14 protein-coding genes and 1 riboswitch are annotated in these 22,872 nt (G+C 70.2%); of the genes, 10 read left to right on the top strand and 4 right to left on the bottom strand.

Annotated features, from left to right (window positions below):
- Positions 1–36: 36 nt before the first annotated feature.
- The 8 genes from FIC82_RS03995 (at position 37) to FIC82_RS03960 (ending at position 9,106) form a co-directional block, all read left to right on the top strand.
- Positions 37–2,802: a GmrSD restriction endonuclease domain-containing protein gene (locus FIC82_RS03995; protein WP_168731467.1), complete on the top strand. Its 2,766-nt coding sequence runs from the start codon at positions 37–39 to the stop codon at positions 2,800–2,802.
- A gap of 116 nt (positions 2,803–2,918) precedes the next feature.
- Positions 2,919–3,449 (top strand): hypothetical protein, encoded by a 531-nt coding sequence (locus FIC82_RS03990; RefSeq protein ID WP_154797652.1) that lies wholly within the window; start codon positions 2,919–2,921, stop codon positions 3,447–3,449.
- On the top strand, positions 3,427–6,120 hold the full coding sequence (locus tag FIC82_RS03985; protein WP_168731466.1) for a CFI-box-CTERM domain-containing protein: 2,694 nt from the start codon (positions 3,427–3,429) through the stop codon (positions 6,118–6,120). The genes FIC82_RS03990 and FIC82_RS03985 overlap by 23 nt, the downstream gene beginning before the upstream one ends.
- The gene (locus FIC82_RS03980) at positions 6,101–6,784 is read left to right on the top strand and encodes a vWA domain-containing protein (RefSeq protein WP_168731465.1); all 684 of its coding nucleotides are present in this window, start codon (positions 6,101–6,103) and stop codon (positions 6,782–6,784) included. Before FIC82_RS03985 ends, FIC82_RS03980 begins: the two co-directional genes overlap by 20 nt.
- 24 nt (positions 6,785–6,808) lie before the next feature.
- A complete protein-coding gene (locus FIC82_RS03975) occupies positions 6,809–7,558 on the top strand; it encodes a PP2C family serine/threonine-protein phosphatase (RefSeq protein WP_256390417.1) in 750 nt (249 codons plus the stop codon).
- Positions 7,559–7,649: 91 nt separating this feature from the next.
- Entirely contained in the window at positions 7,650–8,144 is a 495-nt protein-coding gene (locus FIC82_RS03970) for a hypothetical protein (protein ID WP_154797649.1), read from the top strand.
- Between the two features lie 52 nt (positions 8,145–8,196).
- Positions 8,197–8,703 (top strand): helix-turn-helix domain-containing protein, encoded by a 507-nt coding sequence (locus FIC82_RS03965; protein WP_216609982.1) that lies wholly within the window; start codon positions 8,197–8,199, stop codon positions 8,701–8,703.
- On the top strand, positions 8,690–9,106 hold the full coding sequence (locus FIC82_RS03960) for a hypothetical protein (protein ID WP_154797648.1): 417 nt from the start codon (positions 8,690–8,692) through the stop codon (positions 9,104–9,106). Before FIC82_RS03965 ends, FIC82_RS03960 begins: the two co-directional genes overlap by 14 nt.
- A gap of 11 nt (positions 9,107–9,117) precedes the next feature.
- Here the strand turns inward: FIC82_RS03960 and FIC82_RS03955 are convergent, their stop codons facing one another.
- A complete protein-coding gene (locus FIC82_RS03955; protein ID WP_154797647.1) occupies positions 9,118–10,377 on the bottom strand; it encodes a GTPase in 1,260 nt (419 codons plus the stop codon).
- Positions 10,378–10,555: 178 nt separating this feature from the next.
- Here FIC82_RS03955 and FIC82_RS03950 point away from each other — a divergent pair, with 178 nt between their 5' ends.
- Complete coding sequence (locus tag FIC82_RS03950; RefSeq protein ID WP_168731463.1) at positions 10,556–17,053, top strand: DEAD/DEAH box helicase; 6,498 nt, start codon at positions 10,556–10,558, stop codon at positions 17,051–17,053.
- 65 nt (positions 17,054–17,118) lie between these two features.
- A complete protein-coding gene (locus FIC82_RS03945) occupies positions 17,119–19,398 on the top strand; it encodes a UvrD-helicase domain-containing protein (RefSeq protein WP_154797646.1) in 2,280 nt (759 codons plus the stop codon).
- Positions 19,399–19,425: 27 nt separating this feature from the next.
- Here the strand turns inward: FIC82_RS03945 and FIC82_RS03940 are convergent, their stop codons facing one another.
- From FIC82_RS03940 to FIC82_RS03930, 3 genes are all read right to left on the bottom strand, one after another.
- The gene (locus FIC82_RS03940; protein ID WP_253691424.1) at positions 19,426–21,177 is read right to left on the bottom strand and encodes a nuclease-related domain-containing DEAD/DEAH box helicase; all 1,752 of its coding nucleotides are present in this window, start codon (positions 21,175–21,177) and stop codon (positions 19,426–19,428) included.
- Positions 21,174–21,779 (bottom strand): hypothetical protein, encoded by a 606-nt coding sequence (locus FIC82_RS03935; protein ID WP_154797645.1) that lies wholly within the window; start codon positions 21,777–21,779, stop codon positions 21,174–21,176. The genes FIC82_RS03940 and FIC82_RS03935 overlap by 4 nt, the downstream gene beginning before the upstream one ends.
- A gap of 66 nt (positions 21,780–21,845) precedes the next feature.
- Positions 21,846–21,961, bottom strand: a riboswitch (SAM riboswitch).
- A gap of 11 nt (positions 21,962–21,972) precedes the next feature.
- On the bottom strand, positions 21,973–22,827 hold the full coding sequence (locus FIC82_RS03930) for a hypothetical protein (RefSeq protein WP_154797644.1): 855 nt from the start codon (positions 22,825–22,827) through the stop codon (positions 21,973–21,975).
- Between the last annotated feature and the right edge of the window lie 45 nt (positions 22,828–22,872).

The raw sequence follows: 22,872 nt of genomic DNA, 5'->3' as shown, positions 1-22,872 counted from the left end.
CGCCCCGCGAGACCATGAAGGACGAGGAACGCTCGAGTGGAAACGAACGTCCGGACCCCGCAGCAGATCTTCATCCAGCCGCAGCAGATCGTGGTCCCTCTCTTCCAGCGCCCGTACGTGTGGGAGGAGGAGGACCAGTGGGAGCCGCTGTGGCAGGACGTGGTCCGGATCGCGTCGATCCGGCACAGCGGCTCGATCGGGGCGAGCCACTTTCTGGGGGCCGTGGTCGTCCAGGCGGAGGAGTCCGCGATGGGGAACCTCATCGTGCGAAACGTCATCGACGGCCAGCAGCGGCTGACCACTCTTCAGCTCCTCATGGACGCCGCCGGGGCCGCCTTCGAGGAGCGCGGGCTCGACCGGTACAGCACCCAGCTCGAAGCCCTGACGCACAACAATCCCGCGTTCGTGGACGACGAGGAGCAGCGCCTCAAGGTGCGGCACACCAACCGCGACCGTGCGGCGTTCGACGACGTCATGAACGCGGAACCGCCGGTCACCCACGACGACCTGCCGCACTCGACGTCCCGCATCACGGCGGCGCACGCGTACTTCGCCCGCTGCGTCGGCGAGTGGCTGGACGGGGAGGGCGACGTCAGTGCCGGGGCACGGCCGGACGACGTCACGCAGCGGGCAGAGCTCCTGGCCGGCGTGCTGTCGAACGGCATCCAGTTCGTCGTCATCGACCTGCAGGCGAACGAGGACTCCCAGGCCATCTTCGAAACCCTCAACGCTCGCGGTACTCCCCTGACGGCCGCCGACCTGGTCAAGAACCTCGTCTTCCAGCGCCTCGCGAAGGAGGGTGCGGACGCACGATCGGCGTACCGGGACGTGTGGCCCTTCGACTCCGCGTTCTGGGACTCCGAGATCACCGTCGGGCGTGCGACGTCGACGCACGCGGCCCTGTTCATCAACCAGTGGCTCGCGGCGACGGTCGCCGAGGAAGTGCGCCCGAGGGCGACCTTCACGCGGTTCAAGCACTACATGGAGCACGAGGCCGGGCGCCCGATGCTCGACGTCCTCATGGACATGCGCGCGCAAGCCGAGCTCTACGAACGCTGGACCCGCGCCGTCGGGGACACCCGCCGGAGCCTCGACCCGGTCGAGATGTGCATGTACCGGTCGCGCGCGATCGGATCGGCGGCGCTGACTCCGATCCTGCTCAGGCTGCACCCGGCGGACGACACCCTGCCCGACGACGTCGTGTTCGGCGTCGTGCGCCTCGTCGAGAGCTGGCTCGTGCGTCGCACCCTGCTGCGGCTCACCTCGACATCCCTGGGCCGCGCCGTCGCCGAGGTCCTCCGAGCGATGCGAGGCGTCCCGGCGGAGGGTCTCGTCGAGCGCGTCGAGGACACCCTGCGGTCCTTCCGCGTCACCTCCACCTACTGGCCGGGCGACGCCGAGATCCGCCAGGTGTTCGAGGAGGAGCGAGCCTACCGACGCTTCTCGCGGACCCGGCTGCGGATGTTCCTCGAGGCCGCCGAGAACCAGCTCCGAGGCGAGTACGACGCGCAGCAGGTACCACGCGGCGCGTACCCGATCGAGCACCTGCTCCCGCAGTCCTGGGAGAGGAAGTGGCCCGTCGACAACCTTCAGGACGAGATCGCGCGCAACGCCCACGTGCACCGGCTGGGCAACCTCACCCTCCTGACGGGCAAGCTCAACTCGTCCGCGTCGAACGCCGCGTGGCTCGGCCGCGGCGGCAAGCGCGCGAAGATCGCGCAGCACGACGTCCTGCTGCTGAACAGCCGCCTGCTGACGATGAGCGAGACCGGCTGGGACGAGGAGCACATCGACGTCCGGACCCAGATCCTCCTCGACGGGATGCTCGCGGTGTGGCCGGTACCAGACGCCCATACCGGTGAGGTCACGGACGCCCGGACGAGCGGTCAGGTGAGCGTCACGGTGGCCGAGCTCGTCCATGCCGGGATGATCGCAGCCGGCACCATCCTGCGGCCGCGGTCCGGGACCTGGGGCGCCAAGACCGCCGTCGTGACCGAGGCCGGACTGATCGTCGTGGACGATCAGACGTTCGACACCCCGTCACGCGCCGGCCGCTACGTGCGCGGCGGGGTCACCAACGGCTGGACGTTCTGGTCGCTGGAGGACGGGCGTCGGCTCGCGGACGTCCGGCAGCAGTTTCGACCAGAGGCGCCGTCGGCACCCGACGAGGCCGCCCGCCACTGGGACCCCGAGACCGACCTCGACGACGCGTCGGAGTACTGGGCGGAGATCGGCGACCGGGCACGGAGCATCTTCGCCGCACTGGTCGCCGCCGCTCCCGAGCCGGTCCCCGCGCCCGTCCTCGCCGAACGGGTGGGAGAGGAGAGCGTCCGATCCCTGGCCGGCGCGCTCGCGTTCACGGACCGTGCGGCGGCGAAGCGCGGGCACCGCATGCCGTCCCGCTTCGTCGAAGGCAACCCGAGCTCGTACTGGATGGACGAGTCGACGGCCGAGACCTTCGCGGCCGTCATCAATGCGGTGGAGGAGGAGCGCGCGGAGCTGCCCGAGTTCTCCGACGACTGGACCGAGGCGATCCGATCCGGCACGGAAGACGAGGCAGCACTCCTCCGCGTCCTTTCCGAGATCGACGGCATGCCCGTACCGGCGGTCGGCGACGAGCTCGTCGAGGGCATTCCCGTGTCGCTCTCGTGGCCGAATCTCAGGCTGACGGCCACCGTCGACACCCTCGCCGCCGCCGACCGGGATCTGATCGAGTCGTCCGGATGGGTCCTGGTCCCGTTCGACGCCGACGCCGTGGAGCGGGCGGTCAAGGCGGCCGTTCTCGCCGCCACGTCGAGATGACGGCTTCATGAGCGGGTGAAAATCGTCTCGCACCTCTCATATCGGAATGCGTCGTGTGTAGGTTCGACCCGTCGTCGGTGGACGAGGCTGGGGCGCGTCCGGGAAGAAGGAGCCACATGGCACGTCGGTCCGTCACGAGCAGCTGGTCGCGCCCCGCTACAGGCCGCCAGATCGCAGCGCTGAAAGCGCACGGGAACTACGACGGCAAGTACTACTCGGCAGGCCGAGCGAGCCAGACGATCAGCCGATCGGTCCGCGGTTCGTCGGGCGTGAGCACCTCCGCCCCGCGCTCCTGGGACGCTCCGGCCTTCCCGACTTCCACCGCGCGGCTCCTCGCGGATCTCCTGCAGGTGCCGAACGAGCTCGACGCGCTCATCGGCGCGGCCCAGGGTCCGGACTTGTCGAGCCGCTCCACGACCGATGACGACCCCGTCGAGTCCATCGAGATCACGGTCGTCCCGGACGAGTCCGCGCCGACAGAACCCCGCATTACGTTCGAGTCGACCGTCGTAAGAAATCCCGAGTGGTCGGAGGCCGCGGTCCTCGGCGTCCGGTTCATGAGCAACGTCCGGTTCTCCAAGGGGATCGCATCCCGACAAGAATCCTCCGCGCCTCAGTTCATGAGTGGTGTCGAGTTCGATGGCTAGTCCCGAGGCCACGCGGATCGACCCCGTCGAGCTCGTGGGGGCAGAGTCACGGCTCTTCGTCGACACCAACGTCTTCATGGACACCGACCCACGACGCGAGGGCGGCCTCCGGAATCTCCTCGAGCGGATCGCACCAGCGATCCTGCAGCACGACCGGCCGGTGATCGTCCCCACGAAGGTCATCGACGAGCTCACAGCGAAGAGCCGCGCAAGCACCGCCGATCTCGACGAGCCCGGCGCCGCTGCAACCCGGAAGGCGAAGAACGCGCTCGTCTTCCTCCGTTCGGCGGAGGCCGCCGGACTCGTCCGCAACGATCTCGGCGACGGGTCCAACCCCTACGCCGACGACCTGTTCGTCGATCTGTTCGAGGCGTACTCGCCGAAGTACGCGATGTTCCTGATCACGAACGATGTCACGCTGCTCCTCCGGATCAACCTTCTGGGCCGTAGCAGCACACACCCGGTGCGCGCGGGGAGTCTCACCCCCGACGGTCTGATGGAGTGCGAAGACCCTCGGGTCCTCTACGGGCGCGGGCAGCGCAAGCTCCGCCGCATCAGCACCGCCCTGGAGACTGGTGGGGGAACCCGCAAGGACCACCTCGAGGCGGCATCGCTGAAGTCCGTGCTCCTCGCGTACGGCGACGCGTTCGACCTGTCTGCGGAAGAGGACTCGCGGAACGGTCGCCCGAGAACGTCCCACGGCACCAGCAGCGACGTCCCACCGCGGCCCCGACCCTCACCCTTCGCTGCCGACGCCGCGTACCAGGGTCCCGACGAGGTGCTGCCCGTCCGCGACATCCCGAGCGAGGGCGACCATGTCCGCGTGGTGTCGCCGGGGAACACGTACGAGTGCACGCTGCTCGGCAGGCTCGGTGAGGGAGGCGAGGGCAGCGTCTACGCAGTGTCTGACACCCACGTCGTGAAGATCTTCGACGGCGACCACATCACGGTCCATCGCGAGGAGAAGATCCGGCTGCTCGTCGGTCGGCAGCTGGACGAACCGGGAATCTGCTTCCCCCAGGCGTTCGTCACCGACCTGGACGGCGCGTTCGTCGGCTACCTCATGCCGAGAGCGAGCGGGCGAGAGTTCTCCAAGTCCCTGTTCAACCCGAGACGGTTCAGGAACGAGTATCCCGGCTGGACCAAGTCGGATCTGGTCGACGTCGCGATCTCCTTCCTGGAGAAGGTTGACTACCTGCACTCCCAGAACATCCTCCTCGGCGACATCAACCCCAAGAACCTCCTCGTCGACGCCAACAAGGACGTCTGGGTCATCGACGCCGACTCGTGGCAGCTCGAGGGATTCCCGTGCCCCGTCGGAACCGAGATGTTCAGCGCTCCATCGGTGATCGGGAGACGCTATCCGGACTTCCTGCGCACCATCGAGGACGAGCGCTTCGCCGTCGCGACGATGCTGTTCATGATCCTCATCACGGGGCAGTTCCCGTACGCCAGGTCCGGCTCGGACGGCGACATCGTCAGACTCATCAAGGAGGGCAACTTTGCCTTCCAGTACAAGGAGAACTCGAACCAGGACCAACCCGCAGGGAACTGGCGCTTCATGTGGAGCCACCTGCAAGTCGGCGTCAAGGGACTGTTCTGGCACACCTTCCACCGTGACGGCGACCGCTACGACGACCGCCCCACGGATCAGGAGTGGCTCACGGCCTTCCGTGGTTACAGGAGGTATCTCGGCAGCCCCGCGAACTTCGATCCGCTCTCGAACGACGTCTATCCGACGCGGTTCAAGGCGATGTCTCCGGACACACCCCTGTACGAGTGCTCCGGGTGCGGGGCGTCGATGGCCGGCATCTGGAGCGACACCACCAAGTCCTACGCGACCCCCTCCCTCTGCCTCAAGTGCAAGGAGCATCAACCTGCGTGCGCCGATTGCGGACGGCGCCGATCGTCGCTCAAGGACGGGCGGTGCTACGACTGCAACCAGGGCACCTGCGCGTCCTGCGGCCGCGGCATCCGCAAGCAGTACCTCGTCCGCGGTCGGTGCAACGCGTGTCAAACGATCGCCTGCAAGGGCTGCGGCCTCGAGTCCGAGAGGTCGACGCTCTCTTCCGGCCGTTGTGCCCGCTGTCGGGCCGCGGACGCCGCTCGCCGAGCGGAGCAGCAGAAGAGGGGACGGACCATCGATCCGACCCGCCTGTGCACACGTTGCGGCAAGACGTTCATCACCCACGGCAACGTCGAGTGGCATCAGACGAACAACAAGCCCGTACCGACTGCCCACCGGCGCGACGCCCCTGCGTGCGTACCGGTCCAGTCGCGTCCGGGCACCGGGGCCCCGAAGCCGTCGACAGACGGCAAGGCAGAGGGCTCCGGCGGGTGCTTCGTGGCGACAGCCGTCTACGGCTCATACGACTGCCCCGAGGTCTGGGTCCTGAGGCGCTGGAGGGACACTCGCCTCCGAACGACCGCTCCTGGACGACTGTTCGTCCGCTGCTACTACCGGTGGAGCCCGCCTCTGGTAGCTCATGTCGGGGAGAAGCCGTGGTTCACGACCCCCGTCCTCCACCTGCTGAACCGCGTCGTCAGGACGCTCAAGCGATCCGGGTTCGGTGACGAGCCCTACCAAGACCGTGATCCCATCGGGTCGGAAGTTCGACGACCCGGTGGCAACCCGACCGAGGGAGACGTACGTGGCGCAGCTCAACATTGAGACAGAGGACCTGGTCGAGAACCCGACGCCCCGCGTGCCGGTCGCCATCTGCATCGACACCAGCGGCTCGATGTCCGGTGACCCGATCCGCGAGCTCGTGGCCGGTGTCAACCAGTTCTACGACGCGATCGATGAGGACGACGACGCCCACGACGCCGCCGAGGTGTGCATCGTCGAGTTCAACTCGGGGGCGAAGGTCATCCAGGAGTTCGCGAGCGTCGAACGTCTTCAGCGGATCACGACCATCGCGCCGACAGGTCGCACCTACATGGGTGAAGGGGTCAACCTCGCCCTGGACACGCTCGATGCGCGCAAGCGGCTCTACTCGGACAACGGCGTCCTCTACTACCAGCCATGGCTCGTCCTCATGACCGACGGTGGACCGAACGGTGACCGCGCCGCGCTCGATCGCGCAGTGCAGCGCGTGACGGACCTCGCCGGGAACAAGAAGCTCACCGTCTTCGCGATCGGAATCGGGGCAGGCGCCGACATGGACGTCCTGGCACGGTTCAGCCCGACGCGTCCGCCACTCCGCCTCCAGGGTCTCCACTTCAAGGAGTTCTTCGAGTGGCTCTCCAAGTCCGTGGCACGCGTCTCTCAGTCGAGCCCTGGCGACACCGTCAAGCTGGACCTCGCGGGTCTCGCCGGATGGGCGGAGCTGTAGTTGTTCAAAGAGTTCCACCACCAAGTGCGGGGGCGGGGTCACGCCGAGGACGGGACCGTGTGCCAGGACCGCACCCAGTACCTGTCGCGCGGAGGGGTTCAGGCGATCTGCCTGTCCGACGGTGCGGGAACGGCGACCCGGTCGGAGTACGGGGCACAGGCGATCACCGATGCAGGTTCTCGCTTCCTCGTCGACAACTTCGAGGAGCTCATCGCGAACGACGACGGCCGTGCCGTCAAGGAGGCGGTCTCCCAGCACCTCCTGGGCGTACTCGCACGAACCGCGGACCGCCTTGGCTGCCAGGTCGCGGACCTCGCAGCCACGTTTCTCGCGGTGGCCGTCTCGGGCGACAGGTTCATCGCCGTGCACACCGGGGACGGTGTGATCGGATATGTGAAGGACGGCACGCTGCGGTTGATGTCCTCACCCGACAACTCCGAGTTCGCGAACCAGACGACCTTCGTCACCACGCGAGGAGCGGCCACGAGCACGCGCCTGTTTCGCGGTGAGACTGACGAGATCTCTGGTTTCATCGTGATGAGTGACGGCACCGGAGCCAGCCTGTACAACTCGCGCTCGGCGACGCTCGCACGAGCCTGCTCCACGCTCATCTCGGTTGTGGGCAGGGCTCCCACCGCTCAGGTACGGAACCCCACCTTCAAGAAGCAGCTGCGGCGGGTCGTCGACACCACCATCCGGAACCGGACGAAGGACGACTGTTCGCTGGCGATCCTGGCACGAGCCTCGAATGCCGGGCACCTTGACACACCGTGACGATGCACCACGTGCGACGTGGTTCATGTGCGTGCTTCTGTGCTGGTCAGACCGCCAAGAGCCTGTCGGTGGGCAGGTCTAGGTTCGCTCCATGCAGATCGCCCAACCTCCAGGCGCGCGTTCCTGTCGCTCCGGCGACGGACCAGGTGTCGGCGGCTCATGGAAGCACGTCGGCGACCCTTCCTTGCCGACCCCTATCGCTGAGCTGCGCGACGTCATCACGGCATGCGCACCGGTCGACAGGGCAGTGCTCTTCGCCGAGGTGACACACCTGCTCAACCGTGCCGAGAGCGGCGAGCTCGAGTTCGTCCGCGGGACGGGACGTGATCGCTCGGGTGACGTGGACCTGATGGAGACCACGGGCTGCGTCCTGGAGCTCCGGCTCACCACCCGGACCGGCGCCTCGAACGGGAGACGCCACGTGCGGTTCTACTTCATCGAGCCGTCGCGGCACGACCGCCTGCTCCTCGGTCTGAAGGTCGCTTCGAAGTCACCGGGTCGCATCGGTCTCGACGAGCAGACGCGGCACGCACTCGAGGCGCGATCCCGAGCAGAAGCGTGGGAGATCACACGGCAACAGGTCTAGGCACAGCAGCCACCGGGTGGGAGTATTACTCAAAGGTAATAGGAGGTGTGCAGTGGATCTCGCAGCAATGCTCGGCATCGACACGACCGACCCCATCCAGGAGCGGGCTGCCGCACAGGTCGCAGAGGACCAGGCGATGATCGATGCTCTCGTCAGCCATCGGCGGGCGACGTCGACGCAGCGCGACGTCGCCGACCTCATGGGAATCTCGCAGGCAGCGGTCGCACGGATCGAGGCCGCGAACCGTGATCCCCGACTGTCGACATTGCGCCGATACGCCGTCGCCGTCGGAAAGGTCGTCCGGCACACGGTCACGGACGTCTCCGATCCGGGGTGCTGGTCGACGGGCCGACACGAAGTTCGCCTCGTCGTCGCCGGAGACTCCGGCGTGGGCAGTTCTCGCTTCTACACAGAGAACGCGCCGCACGAATCCGAGATCTTGCACGCAGTCTCGCGAGACCATCGGACCGGCACTACCCGCCAGATGCGCGTGTCGCTTGGCGATGCGCGCGGCACTGACCTGGCGGCCTACGCAGGCGCGACACGTGCGACTGTCTGAACGCGGCTTCGGTGGCATCGAAGCCATCTTCACGCTTGCCCTCGGTGCCGAACGGCGTCGGATCGGCCCGGACCCCGAGACCCTCGACATCTCGATCGGGATGGAGATCAACCCGATCGAGCAGACCGTGCTCTGGCGGGTCGACTACCGGGTAGACGTCCGCGACCAGCGCGTCGAGGACGACTCCCCCGACCGTGGCGTGTTCGGAGTGCACGCTGCCTACGCGGTGGCACTCTCACCGGATGTCGAGCTGGACGACCACGGATCGCTCGTCAGCGCGCTCTGGCCGCACGCCCGAGCAGAACTGATCAACCTCATCCCACCCGTCGCCGGCAAGAGCCTTGGCCTGCCGATGTCCTTGGACCTCGCGGCGGTGGAAGCAGACCGCATGGCTGGCGAGTGAGGCGCTTCGAGCTATTTCGAGCTCGCAGCGGAGGCCCCCGAAGCCGTTGATCTCATGCCCTTGAGCTTCGACTCGAGCACGACCATGATGATGGGCTTCAGGTAGCTGAGCAGAGGCCCGATCTTGTCGGGGTCGATCTTTCCCGACGCGATTCGGTCGCACAGGAAGAGCCACGCCTCACCGGCCGCGTAGGTCCAGGCGCTCGCGACAGCTGCATTGATCACCGATCCCACGCCCGGGATGGCCTTGACAAGGCTCGCGGCCGCGGCACGGCCCGTCAGCTGCAGAGCCAGCTGGAAGAGCGCCGTACCTCCACCGAGCACGCCCTTGAGGCTCAGCCCGTACATGCGGGCGACCTGCCCCATCATGCCGAGTTGGATCGGCGCCAGGACGGCGGCGGTGGCGACGGGCACCGGGATGGCTGCTGCGCCTGCGGCCGAGGCAGCTGCGGCAGCGATCAGCCCGCGCGCCGCGCGACGCTTCTTCTCCGCATCCAGCTTCTGCGCGGCGTCGATCGCGTCTCGAAACGTCGCATCAGCGGCGGCACGCGTCTCGTCCAGGAGCTTGAGCAACCCCGCGGACGGAGTCCTCGAACGGGTGAAGCAGAGGGCCGGCTTCCCGTCGTGACGCATCCACAGGCCGTCGACGTTGTTCCAGATCCACCGGCCGAACTCGAGGATGTCCTCCATCTCGTCGTCGCGCACCTTGGTCACCACACCGATGACGGGGATGTTCCGCGACGCGAGCTCCGCGATCGCCTTGAGGTGCGCATCCTCGACTCGGCGTGTCCCCTGGTCCCAGCAGAACCATGCGAGATGGATACGGTCTTCCTCGGGCCCCTTCTGGATCGCGGTCAGATCATCCTTGATGATCGAGACTGGGTCGCGGCCATGTTTGCCCAGTTCGAAACCGGGGAAGTCGTAGAGTCGAAGTGTGCCGGCCTCGTTGTCATGAGGCTTGACCTCCTGGGTCACGGGAGCACCGACGCCGACCTCGGCACGGACCTCCCCGAAGATCGCGTTGACGAGGCTGGACTTGCCCGCCCCGGTGTTGCCCAGAACGGCGAGGTTGAAGCGCGGGACGACTTCATGGAGCTTCTCCCACCCGTCCGCAAGGTGTTCAGCAGCGTCGTCCTCGCTCAGGTCCGCGACGTCGTCGAGGCGAAACGCTTCGTGGGCGCGAGCAGCGCTGGGATCGCCCATCTCCGCGTACTGCTCCTGGGCTTCCTGCCACTGGCGGAGGAACTCATCGGCGATGTCGCTCTCACTCATGCCCGGAGGCTACCGGTCAACCGCGCAGCACATTCTCCCCGAACGGGTGAAATCCACGCGCCCGGACCGAACGCAGAAGTGCAGGCAACAGCTCTCTAGCCGCTCCGCCCGAGCAGGCATGCGATCGCCTCCGCGAAGGAACGACTCGCGATGACCGAGAATCTGACAGCATGCCTCCGTGAGTGAGCTCCTCCCCGTGTCCCAGGCCGAGTCCTTGCGCGCTGCGCTGCTGGAGTACCTGGGCACGACGTTCGCCCTCGCCGACGCGAGCACGCGGGCGTCGTTGGAGGATTTTCTCCGGTCACCGAGCACCGGTCTGTTCCGCGGTCCGTACGTGCGACTCCGGCTGCCTTTTCGGCCGGCCGAGCCCGGCTGGCGTGAGTCGTTGGACTGGTACGGCGGGTACCCGCAGCCGTACGGGCACCAGGCGGACGCGTTCCGGCGGCTCTCCTCGCTCGCCCCAGACGGTCGGCTGCGCCGCCCGCAGCCCACCTTGGTCACGACGGGCACGGGCTCGGGCAAGACAGAGTCGTTCCTCTACCCGATCCTCGACCACGTGCTGCGCGCGAAGAAGGCGGGGCTCGGCGGTATCAAGGCGGTCATCCTCTACCCGATGAACGCGCTCGCCAACGACCAGGCCAAGCGCCTCACCGAGCTGCTGACGTCGCCGTCGAACCCGGAGCTGCGCGGCATCACGGCGGCTCTGTACACGGGCGAGGAGGGCCCCACGCGGACGAAGGTGACGACGGCTGGGCTGATCACGGATCGCCCGGTGATCCGGGACTCGCCGCCCGACATCCTCCTGACGAACTACAAGATGCTCGACCAGCTGCTGCTGCGTCGGGACGACGCAAAGCTGTGGTCCGCGAGCGCCCGGTCCCTGCAGTACCTGGTGCTCGACGAGTTCCACACGTACGACGGCGCGCAGGGCACGGACGTCGCGATGCTGATCCGGCGGCTCGGCCTCGCGCTGAAGTCGTACTGGCCGACGGATCCCGCCGACCGCGTGGCGGCGGGACTCACGGACGCGGACGTCGCGCGCCCGCTGGGGATCGTCACACCCGTCGCGACGTCCGCGACGTTGGGCGACAAGGGCGATCCGTCGGCGATGCTCGACTTCGCGCGGACGGTGTTCGGCGAGGCGTTCGGGCCCGACTCGGTCGTCACGGAGTCGCGCCTGCCGCTCGACGAGTGGGTGGGCGACGCCGTGGAGCGCGCCGCTGCCCGCGGGTTGCGGGCGGTGGAGGTGGACGACGTCGTCGCTCGGCTCCTCCTCGACGACCTCGCCGCGGTCGACGTGACCGACGTCGGCGCCCTCACGCGCACGGTGCTGCGCAACCTGTTCCGCACGGACACCGGAGACGCCGGGTTCGTCGACCCGACGTCCGACCGACCCGATCTCTCGGGCGACTCGCACGACGCCCTCCTCTGGCTCGCGAAGGCGCACCCGATCGTCACCGGGGAACGTGGTCTGGTCCGGCTCGCCGCACAGGCGGTGGACCTGTCGGTGCTCGTCCGGGATGCGTTCCCGCCGTCGTCCGACCCGTCGTGGCCGGTCCGCGCGGAACAGACCCTCACCGCGCTGCTCTCCGCCTTGTCGCACCTGCGCGCGAGGACCGGTCGCGGCGCTCTGTCCGTCGACGTCCACCTGTGGACGCGCGAGCTGACCCGGCTCAACAGGACCACCGCGGGAGTGGCACAGTTCCGCTGGCAGGACGACGGCGTCGTCGTGCAGGACGCGGACGAGGACGGCCCGGGCGGCGGGACGCACGCGTTCCCCGCCCTGTACTGCCGCCACTGCGGCCGCTCGGGCTGGGGCGTCGCCCTCGCCCCGACCGGCACGGACCTGGACACGCACGACGACGACATCCGCGGCCGGCACCTTCGCGGCGACGACCGGTTCCGGGCCCTCGTCCACGCCCCCGCCGAGGGCGAGCGGGCCGAGGGCGGCGAGAAGGTCGAGGGACTGCGGTGGTTCCTCGTCGGCCAGCGCCGCCTCGTCTCCTCCCTGCCGGAGGGGGACGACACGGACGCCGGGGTCCTTCCCGTCCTCGTGCACCCGCTGGACGACGTCGGCGCGAAGCCCTCGAAGGACGACGACTGCCCGTCGTGCGGGCAGAAGGACGGCATCCGGTTCCTCGGGTCCGCGATCGCGACGCTGCTGTCCGTGTCGCTGTCCAGCCTGTTCGGCACGGCCGGGCTCGACCCGCGGGAGAAGCGGGCCCTCGTCTTCACCGACTCGGTGCAGGACGCCGCGCACCGCGCCGGGTTCGTCCAGTCCCGTTCGCACGCGCTCACCCTGCGTGCGGTGATGCGCCACGCCGTCGGCGACGACCCGGTCGACCTCGCCACCCTTGTGGACAAGATGATCGCCGACGCCGGCGACGACGGGAAGAAGCGGTACCGGCTGCTCCCGCCAGACCTCGCGGAGCGTGAGCCGTTCGCGCCGTTCTGGAAAAAGGGCCCGCGGGCCAAGGGCCAGGACAAGGTCCGGGACCGGGTGCGGCGTCGGCTCCTGCTCGACGTCCTCCTCGAGCACGGTCTGCGCTCCGCCGTCGGCCGGACGCTCGAGGCCACGGGGACGCTCGTCGCCGAGGTGCGCGTCGACCCACGCCCCCTGCTCGGCGCGGCACGCGCCGCGCTCGACGAGGTCGACCGGCAGGAGGTGCTCGACGGCTTCGCCCCCACCGACGCGGAGCTGCGCGCCTGGGTCCGCGGTGTCCTCGAGCACATGCGTACCCGGGGGGCGATCGAGCACGAGTGGTTCCACACGTTCAGGCAGGAGGACGGCAACCGGTGGTGGATCACCGGTGGCCGACGACGTCACGAAGGGATGCCTGGCTTCGGCAAGGGAGCCAGCGCACCCGGCTACCCGCGCGTCGGCGGCTCCGTCACCACCGGGGCCGGCGCGAAGGCCGCCGGGGACGACCTGGAACCCGTCGGCTCCGCACGCGGCTGGTACGCGGCCTGGACGGCCAAGTGCCTGCACGTCGACAAGACGGAGGCGGCGACGCTCGCGCGCCTGCTGATGAAGCACCTCGCGCGGCTCGACGTCGTCGCCGGTCTCCTCTCGTCGTCCGGCGCCACGACGTACCACCTCGCGCCCCGGAACGTCATCGTCCAGGTCGCGACGACGGACGCCCTCCGCGACGGTGCCCTGTGCCTCGAGTGCAGCGACTGCGGATCCACCGTCCCGGCAACGGCCACCGTCGTCGACCAGCTCGACGGGGCACCGTGCCTGGTCGCCCGCTGCACCGGGCGTCTGCGCCGGCACGCCGTCGCGGACAACTTCTACCGCCGGATGTACGAGGACTCCGACCCGGCGCGCGTCGTCGCACGCGAGCACACCAGCATGCTGGAGGACGAGGTCCGCCTCGCGTACGAGACGGCGTTCAAGGAGGAGGTGCCCGCGCCGGACGCCCCGAACGTCCTCGTCGCCACGCCGACGCTCGAGATGGGGATCGACATCGGCGAGCTGTCCGCCGTCATGCTGTCCTCCCTGCCCCGCACCGTCGCGTCGTACCTGCAGCGCGTCGGCCGCGCCGGGCGCGCGACCGGCAACGCCCTCGCGATCGCGTTCGTCACTGCCCGCGGCGACCAGCTGCCACGCTTCGCCGACCCCGGCAGCGTCATCAACGGTGCCGTACGACCGCCCGCCACCTACCTCGACGCCGAGGAGATCCTGCGCCGCCAGTACGTGGCCTCCGTCGCCGACGAGTTCGCCCGCCGTGCCGACGCACCGCACCCGCGCACCGCGTCCGACGCGCTCGGCAGCAGCGAACCGGGCTCGTTCCTCGGAGAGCTCGTCGCGCTGTCCGAGGCGGAGGGGCCCGCCCTTCTCAACCGGTTCCTGTGCGGTTTCGTCGACGTCTCCGACCCGGTGAAGGAGACGTTGCGCGCGTGGGCGCTGCCCACGGTGACCGCATCGGGCGAGAGCGTCCCGTCCGAGCTCGCCCGGCGCGCGCACACCGCCTCCCTCGCGTGGCGGGGACGGATGGAGACCCTCGCGCACCGCGAGAAGGAGATCCAGACCGCGATCAACGCCGCGGACGGGCTGCGCATCAAGGCCGACTCTCCCGCCGCGACCAGCGACGACGAACGCGCGCTGCGCACCGCGCAGGCCGCGCTCAAGCTCACCCAGTACCAGCAGGCGCGGGCCGCGACCGTGCACTGGGTAGGCGTGCTCGAGGAGCACGGGCTGCTCCCCAACTACACGCTGCTCGACGACTCCGTCGCGCTCGAAGTCTCCCTGTCCTGGGTGGACCCCGACTCCCAGGAGTTCCGCACCGAGCTCATGGAGCTGGGCCGCGGATCCGCCCAGGCATTGCGCGACTTCGCGCCCGGCTCCACCTTCTACGCACGCGGGTACGCCATCGCGGTCGACGCGCTCGACCTCGGGCGGGACGACGACGCCGTCCGCACCTGGGCCTGCTGCCCCCACTGCGGGTTCACGCACGACGTCACGGACGCCTCGGCACCGGGCGGCACGGCCGCGCTCGCGGCCTGCCCGCGCTGCGGCAGTCCGGCCCTCGCGGACGTGGCCCAGCAGATCGAGGTCGTCGAGCTCAAGCGCGTCTCGTCCGTGATCCGGCGCGAGGAGGCGACAATCGACGACCGGAGCGACGAACGCGAGCGCGAGCGGTTCACCATCCGCACCCTCGCCGACGTCGACCCCGCCGCCGTCACCCGGCAGTGGTTCGTCGAGGGCTACGGCTTCGGCGCCCGCTACCAGCGCGAGATGACCATCCGCTGGCTCAACCTCGGCCGGTCCTCCGCACAGGGCGCGACCCTCGAGCTCGCAGGGCAGCCCCACGACGTCGCGCTGTTCCGCGTCTGCGAACGGTGCGGCAAGCTCGACACCTCCACCGGTGCCAACCGCGCGTCGGAGCACCGCCCCTGGTGCCCCCTGCGACGGGCACGAGACGAGAGTGTCCGCACCGTCGCCCTGTCGCGGTCGCTCACCACCGAGGGTCTGGTGCTGCGGCTCCCCGAGTCCGTGACGCTGGGGGACGACTTCTCGCTCCCGTCGTTGCGTGCAGCCCTGCTCCTCGCGCTGCGAATCCGGATCGGCGGCGACCCGGACCACCTGGAGGTCACGGACGTCGTCGACCCCAGCCCCGCGGCGGGCAGCCCGGCCGAGGCCCTGCTCCTGCACGACGTCGTGCGCGGCGGCACCGGCTACCTCGCCGAGCTCTCCGACCACGACGCCGTGTGGACCATGCTGCGCGACGCCTGGCGACACCTCGAGGACTGCGCGTGCCAGCACGACGGCAGGCTCGCGTGCGACCGGTGCCTCCTGCCGCACGCCGCGCCGCACCAGGTCGGGCACGTCTCCCGGGCCACGGCCGCGCGCCACCTCAGGTCGATCCTGCTCGGCACGTCGCAGGTCGGCGACGACGAGGTCCCCGCGACGAGCCCGTGGACGGTCACGGTGGACGAGCCCGACGTCACCGACCCCGAGTCCCACATCGAGCTGCTCTTCCGCAAGGTGCTCCGCGAGCGCCTGGAGAAGATGGGCGCGACCATCACGGAGAAGCCGGGGCCCCAGGGCAACACCTGGTCGGTCACCATGCCCGGCGGCGCACACTGGCGGCTCGAACCACAGGTGCTCGTCCACGACGCCGGGACCAAGCCCGACTTCGTCCTGCGCAGCGACCGGCCCGACGTCCCGCCCACCGCCATCTACACCGACGGCTGGCAGTTCCACGCCTCCCCCGCCGTCAACCGCCTCGCCGACGACGCCACCAAGCGCCAGGCCCTGCGCGACCTCGGGTACCAGGTGCTCGCTTTCACGTGGGAGGACCTCGACCGCACGCACGCTTCCGCCGTCCCCGTGCCCTGGTTGCACCCGCAGGCACCCGCAGCCGTGCTGAGCGAGGCGAAGGACAAGCTCTCCCCCGCGACCGTCGGGCTGGTCTCGCGACCGCCGCTCGACCTCCTGCTGGACTGGGTCGAGCGACCCGACCGGCCCGCACGCGCCATGCTCTCCAGGTGGCTGCCGGCACTTGCCGGGATGAAGCTGTCCCCGGCGATGCACTCGAGCGACGTGAGCCTCGCACATCTCTCGCTCGCCGCGATCGACGGCCAGACACCGCCTGCCGGCCCTCGGTTCGCCGCCACGGGGCGCCAGGGATCCCTGGGCCTTGGTGTTCGGCCGTTCGTGGGGGACGCCCTGGAGATCGCCGTCGTCCTCGACGACGACCCCGAGGCGCTGGGTCAGGAGCACAAGGAGTCCTGGCGTGAGTGGCTGCGCCTGTCCAACCTGCTGAACTTCCGTGGGGACCTGCCGCTGCGGATCGCCACGCGTTCGATGCTCGCGGCTGGCGTCGCTACCTTGCCGTCCGCCGCAGAGGCGGAGGAGAGCAGTCGGGTCGAGTCCGCGCTGGCCGCCCTCCTCGAAGCCCACCCGGCCTGGCAGACGGCTCACACGATCGCGACCGCCGTCGAACGGGAGCTGCTCCAGCAGCTCCTGCCGCTCGCGGCCGACGGCGTGGAAGCCCCGACCATCGGCGACGAGTTCGGAGACGGTGTCCCCCTGTCGTTGTCGTGGCCGGACCGTAGGGTGACCGTGCAGACGGACGCTCTGGACGCCGCGACGCTCACTCAGCTCGACGCCGAGGGGTGGACGGTGCTTGAGCCCGACGCCGACGTCATCCGCACCGCCCTGACCGGCTGACCGGCCACCTGCCTCGACCGCACTGCCAGCGACACCCGACCCACCGACCCCGGAGACCAGCACCGATGCCGCAGATCATCCTCGGACCGTCGTTCGGCAAGCTCGACGGCGCCGTGCGCAAGGCCGCGTACGCGTTCCTCGAGAAGCTCCAGGAGAGCGACGCCACCGCGGGCCTGCACATCGAGCCGATCAACGGTTCGGCCGACCCCCGCGTCCGCACCGGACGGGTCAACGACTTCTGGCGTGCCCTGCTCGTCAAGGTCCAGGGTCAGGCCGCGGAGGCGCACTACGTCTACCTCGGCACCTACCCGCACGACGAGGCGATCGCCCGCGCCAAGACCGCCGTGGTCCGCGTCAACCCACGCAACGGCATCGCCGAGCTGGTCGAGGCCGCCGCGGCCGACACCGCGACCGAAGTGGCGGAGCCCGCCGCACCCCGGACCGGACGCACCCGGCCCCAGCCCGACGACGTCGACCTCACCACGTACCCGCTCCTCCAGACGCAGGGCGTGGCCGTCGCCGACCTCGTCGACCTCGGGATCGACGCCACGATCGCGGACGCCGCCCTGACGGTCGAGACCGAGGACGAGCTGCTCGCGCTCGCGGGACGGGCGCCCGCGACCTGGCAGGGGGACGCCCTGCTCGACCTCGCCACCGGTGCAGGCCTCGCGACCGTGCGGGACAAGCTCGGCCTGACAGTCCCCGCCGTCGAGCCCGACCCCGAGAGCGACGACCAGCTTCTCGACGCCCTCAAGCAGCCCGCGGCGCAGATGGACTTCGCGTTCATCGAGGACGACGCGGCCCTGCGTGCAGCGATCGAGGACGACAACTTCGGCCGCTGGCGCGTCTTCCTCCACCCCGAGCAGCGCGACCACGCCTTCAAGAACCGGTCCGGCTCGTTCCGGCTCTCGGGCGGAGCCGGAACCGGGAAGACGGTGGTCCTCCTCCACCGCGCACGACACCTCGCGAGGAAGAACCCGGCGGCCCGCGTCGTCCTCACCACGTACAACCGGACCCTGGCGTCGTCGCTGGAGGAGACCCTCCGGCTCCTCGACCCGACGCTCCCGATCGCGAAGAACCTCGGGGACCCCGGGGTGTACGTCGCCGGTGTCGACGCGCTCTCCCGCCGCGTGATCGCGAAGGCCGAGGACGTCCACGTCGCGTCGGCCGCCTGGGGCGAGACGGTCGCGTCCGTCCTCGGCCCGCGCTCGCCCTACGTCCTCGACCTCACCCCGGCGGCCCGGTGGGAGGCGGCACTCGCGTCCGCCGGCGCCGACCTCGCACCTGAGCTGCGGAGCCAGGCGTTCCTCCAGGCCGAGTACACGACGATCGTCGTCCCCCACCGCATCACCACACGGGACGAGTACCTGCGCGTCCGCCGTCCGGGGCGCGGCGTCGCGCTGAGCAGGGTCCAGCGCATGGCCGTGTGGCGCGTCGTCGAGGCCTACCGCGCGTCCGCGGACGCCGCGGGATCGACCGACTGGGACGAGAAGGCGATGGTCGCCGCGACGCACCTCGACGCCCAGGCCGCGGCCGGGGTGCCGCGCGTCGCGGACCACGTCCTCGTCGACGAGGCGCAGGACCTCGCACCCGCCCGCCTCGTCTTCCTGCGGGCACTCGTCGCCCAGGGACCGGACGACCTCTTCCTCGCCGAGGACTCGCAGCAGCGTATCTACGGGCAGAAGGTCGTGCTGTCCCGGTACGGGATCAACATCGTCGGCCGGTCCCGGCGCCTCACCCTCAACTACCGCACGACCGCACAAGTGCTGCGCTACGCCGTCGGCGTGCTGGCCGGGGAGGACTGGGTCGACATGGAGGCAGGGGACGCGGCCGCCACCGGCTACCGCTCCGCGCGGTCCGGGCCCGCGCCCCGAGAGGTCCGGGCGTCCTCGCTCCTCGACGAGTACGAACAGGCTGCCGAGCTCGTCCGCGGCTGGCGCGACGCCGGGGACGCCGGGGACGCCCCCGAGACGATCGGCGTGCTCGTCCGCACCAAGAACACCGGCGACAAGGTCGTCCACGCGCTGAGCGAGCGTGGCGTCAAGGCGAAGTTCATCCAGGACGACGCCTCGACCGGGACCGGGAGCGTGCTCGTCATGACCATGCACCGCTCCAAGGGCATGGAGTTCAAGCGTGTCATCCTGTTCGGCGTCTCGTCGGACGAGCAGGGCTGGGGCTACGGGTTGTCGGCCCTGCCGGAGGCCGATCGCGCCGACGGCGAGCTGCGCGAACGGTCCCTGCTCTACGTCGCGGCGACCCGTGCACGCGACGAGCTCGCGGTCCTGTGGAACGGCCGCCGCAGCGATCTGCTCCCCGCCCACGCCGAGGCGGCAACCGTCTCCTGACCCGTTCCCGGCCCAGGACGGGCGCCGTCAGGCGTCCGCCCCCGAACCGACGGGAGCCCAGGCCTGCGCTTCCGTGAGCCGTCGTCGCACGGCCTCTCCTCCGACGCCCTCGATCCACGACCGGTCGCCGACGACGACGAGCAGCGAGCGGGCGCGTGACAGGCCCGTGTAGAGCATCTCTCGGGCTCGCGCCTCGTCCCGGACGCCGTTGACGGACAGCACGACCGCGGGACGTTCGAGGCCCTTGAACCCGAGGACGTGCCCGAAGAACACGTCCTCCTCCGCGAAGAACGCGTCCCAGTAGGCGGCGTACCCGCCGACGGTGACCTCGTTGACCTGGGCGGGGTGGCGGCGTCCCGTGGCCAGGAGCGCGACCTGGCCGGGGTTCCACCCTTCGTCGAGCAGCGCCTCGACGGCGTCGTCGGCGGCCTCCACGGCTGCGGCGGCGGGCACGTCGACGATCCGCACGCGGGGGCCGTTCATCCCTCGTGGGGTGAGGGTGTCGGGTGAGAGCGCGCCGAACACCTGGGCGATCTGCTTCGTGGAGCGCAGGTTCTCGCGCAGCGTCACGGGGACGAGCTGGAGCGGTACGTCGACACCCCGAGGGAAGACCCGTTGCGCGTCGTCGAGGAAGACGTAGAGCCCACCGTCGTCCGGGTCGCGCAGGCACCGCAGGAGCGACGGCCACCAGAGGTCGCCGAAGTCCTGCGCCTCGTCCACGACGACGGCGTCGAACAGGTCCGTCGACGGACGCTCGCCCGCGAGCCGGCCGAGCTCGGTCGGCAGGTGCCGCTCCCAGTAGTCCGGGTCGTCGTCGGCGCCGCGCTCGGCGCCCCAGCTCAGCGGCAGGTCGTGGAACAGTCCCACGTAGGCGGGCCGGTCGCGCGCCGGCCACGTCTGGGTGACGCGTTCGAGGTAGCGTCCGAGCCCCCGCGAGTAGCAGAGCAGGGCGACGCGCTCGCCCGCCCGTGCACGCCGTCGCGCCTGCTCGAGCGCGAGCCACGTCTTGCCCGCCCCCGCGCCGCCGACGACCCGCATCCTGCGCACCTCGGAGAGCGCGTCGAGGACGCGGGCCTGGTCGCGGGTCATCTGCTCCAGGCGCGTCTCGTGCTCCAGGGCGAGCGACAGGTGCTCCGCCTGGCTGGGGAAGCCGCTGGCGAGCGAGTCCACGAGGGCGGGGACGTCGTCGGCCGCGAGCCCGGCATGGCCCTGGCCGTGACGCTCGACGGCGCGCTTCACCCGCTCGGCGACGCCGCCCGACCGCTCCAGGTCGCCGCGGTCCACGAGCATGTCCCGTGGAAGGTCGACCGTCTCCCAGTCGCGCGGGACGTACCGGTGCGGGAACGCCACGAGGTGCGCGGTGCGCGCCTCCGCGGCCCACAGGTCGCGACGGCGCAGCAGGGCCTGCAGCGCGTGCCGTGCACCCTGGACCTGGCGCACCGGGTCGATGCGGTGCCGCCGGGGACCGTTGCCCTGGAACCAGGTGCCGTCGACCCGGTCGACGTGCCCGCCCTTGACCTCGATCGCGGCGAGCCCGACCCCTGGCCAGGCGACGAGCACGTCGATCTCGTACTCCTGCTCGTCCTCCTGCACGTGCACCCCGTGGAACAGCACGACGTCGTCGGGAAGCTGTTCGCGCAGAGCGTCCCACACGGCGCGCTCGGCGCCGCCGTCGTCGGGGAACGTCGGGTCGGGCGGGAACGCGAGCGGCATGTGCCGTTCGTACCGCACCGTGCCGACGACGTCACGGGCCTGACGACCTGCGGTCTCGCGCGTCACGGGATTTCACCCGCTGCGACCGCCACGGGGCTCGCGGGGTGCACGGCCCGTGCCCACGCGAGGAACGCGGCGCGGCGGGACACGGAGTCCGGCCCGCCACCACCACGGTGGCGCCAGTGGTCGAGTCGCGCAAAGTGCCGCACCGTCGTGGATGGCTGGGGCTCGACCCGGCCGTCGCGCTTCCTGCCCCAGAACGGTGCGCTCGTGTCGAGCTCGACGACGCCGAGGCCGCTCTCGCGCGCGCGCCGCCACCGCGTCGGGAAGACGAGCGTGACGTAGGCCTCCATGCGCCGCAGGGTCTGGTGGTCCTGCGTGATCCCGGTCAGGGGTTCGGCACCGAGCGACTTGGCGAGCGAGGCGTCGACCTTCTGGCACGCGTCGCAAACGCGTCGCTCGATGTGGAAGCGGCTCGTCATCTGGACGCGCTCGCTCAGGCAGACGTGGCAGAGACGCAGGAACGGGTTGAACGAGCACCCGCGCGACGGGACCGGGCGCGGGTGCCCGGTGTGGACCGGGCACACGAGGTGCCCCTCGTCGCTCACGAGCAGCTGGCACGCGTCGTCGGTACGGACCCACAGGGTCATGGTCGGGGTCGGGTTCATCGGAGCAGCCCTTCGGTCAGGGCCGACGGCACCCGGGCGCGCAGCAACGCACCGAGGCGGACGTCGACCTCGCACTTCCCTGACCGTTCGGCCAGGGCCGGTCTTCCTCCTGGGGCACCGTGCGCGAGGGGCGCGGTTGCCGGACCGGCACGCGGAGGGCGTCTCGCCAGTCACTCGTGACCTGGGCAGTTGTCTACCTCACCCGCTGATCGGAAGCAACCTCGCTCCCCGGGCTGGCCGGGCCGTGCACCGGCCGGAGTGGCTCCAGACCGGGGTGATCTCTCAGCGCCTGCTCGCCGTGCGTCCTGTACAGGGTCATCACCGCGGCGAAAGGGGCGTGGTCGCCAGTGAGCAAGAGCGGCTCGGTCGAGGAGAACTGGCAGACGAGGGCCCACCCGCCGGGTTCGGGGAATACCGCCGTCATCGCGGAGTAGTCGAACGACAGCCATCGCCCATGCACCTGGACCAGCAGCCGGTGGTTGCTCACGACGAGCCGGGAGACGCAGCGCTCACGCCACTGCTCTCGGGCCTGCGCCTGGGCGGCGCTACGCTCGGCGGCGTTGGCGATCGCCGTCACGGCAAGGCCGGTGAGGACGAACGACGGCCGCCCGTAGTAGAACCCCGACGTCTGCGTGTAGCTGACGGTCGTCCCGTAGTAGCGCGCGTACCCGGCGGGCACGTCGCAGAAGAACTCCTCGCCCGCGTACGGGACGACGTCCCACACCCGCAGCGTGGGCGGAACCTCCCGCGCGAGGAGTTGCCGGTGCAGGCCCTGGGCTTTCGCCCACGCGTGCGCGGCGGCGTCGCGCCGGCCGATCTCGGCACGCTCGGTCGCAGAGAACCGACCGCGGCTGCGCCGGTGCTCCCGGAATGTCCTGGCGCCCTTTGCGATCGCGACAGCGAGCAGGGCGACCGGCCCGAGGAACGCCACGGCGACCACCAGGAGCACGAGGAACGCCCACGCCCCGTGGTAGAGCTCGTGCCGGTTGAGCGCGTCGAGGACGAGGACGCAAGCGAGGAACACGGCGGGTGCGGCGACGAGCGGCACGACCCATCGTGCGTGCCGCCGGACTCGTCCCGCCCTCGCCGCCGC

The organism is Cellulosimicrobium protaetiae (assembly GCF_009708005.2).
In the GTDB taxonomy this organism is placed as follows: Bacteria; Actinomycetota; Actinomycetes; order Actinomycetales; family Cellulomonadaceae; genus Cellulosimicrobium; species Cellulosimicrobium protaetiae.
Note: the sequence above shows the minus strand (reverse complement) of the source record. Positions and strands in the feature narration are given on the sequence as shown.

Coding starts and splice junctions, on each gene's coding strand:
- FIC82_RS03990 (WP_154797652.1), top strand. CDS start 2,919: ATGGCACGTCGGTCCGTCACGAGCAGCTGGTCGCGCCCCGCTACAGGC.
- FIC82_RS03945 (WP_154797646.1), top strand. CDS start 17,119: ATGCCGCAGATCATCCTCGGACCGTCGTTCGGCAAGCTCGACGGCGCC.
- FIC82_RS03970 (WP_154797649.1), top strand. CDS start 7,650: ATGCAGATCGCCCAACCTCCAGGCGCGCGTTCCTGTCGCTCCGGCGAC.
- FIC82_RS03935 (WP_154797645.1), bottom strand. CDS start 21,779: ATGAACCCGACCCCGACCATGACCCTGTGGGTCCGTACCGACGACGCG.
- FIC82_RS03955 (WP_154797647.1), bottom strand. CDS start 10,377: ATGAGTGAGAGCGACATCGCCGATGAGTTCCTCCGCCAGTGGCAGGAA.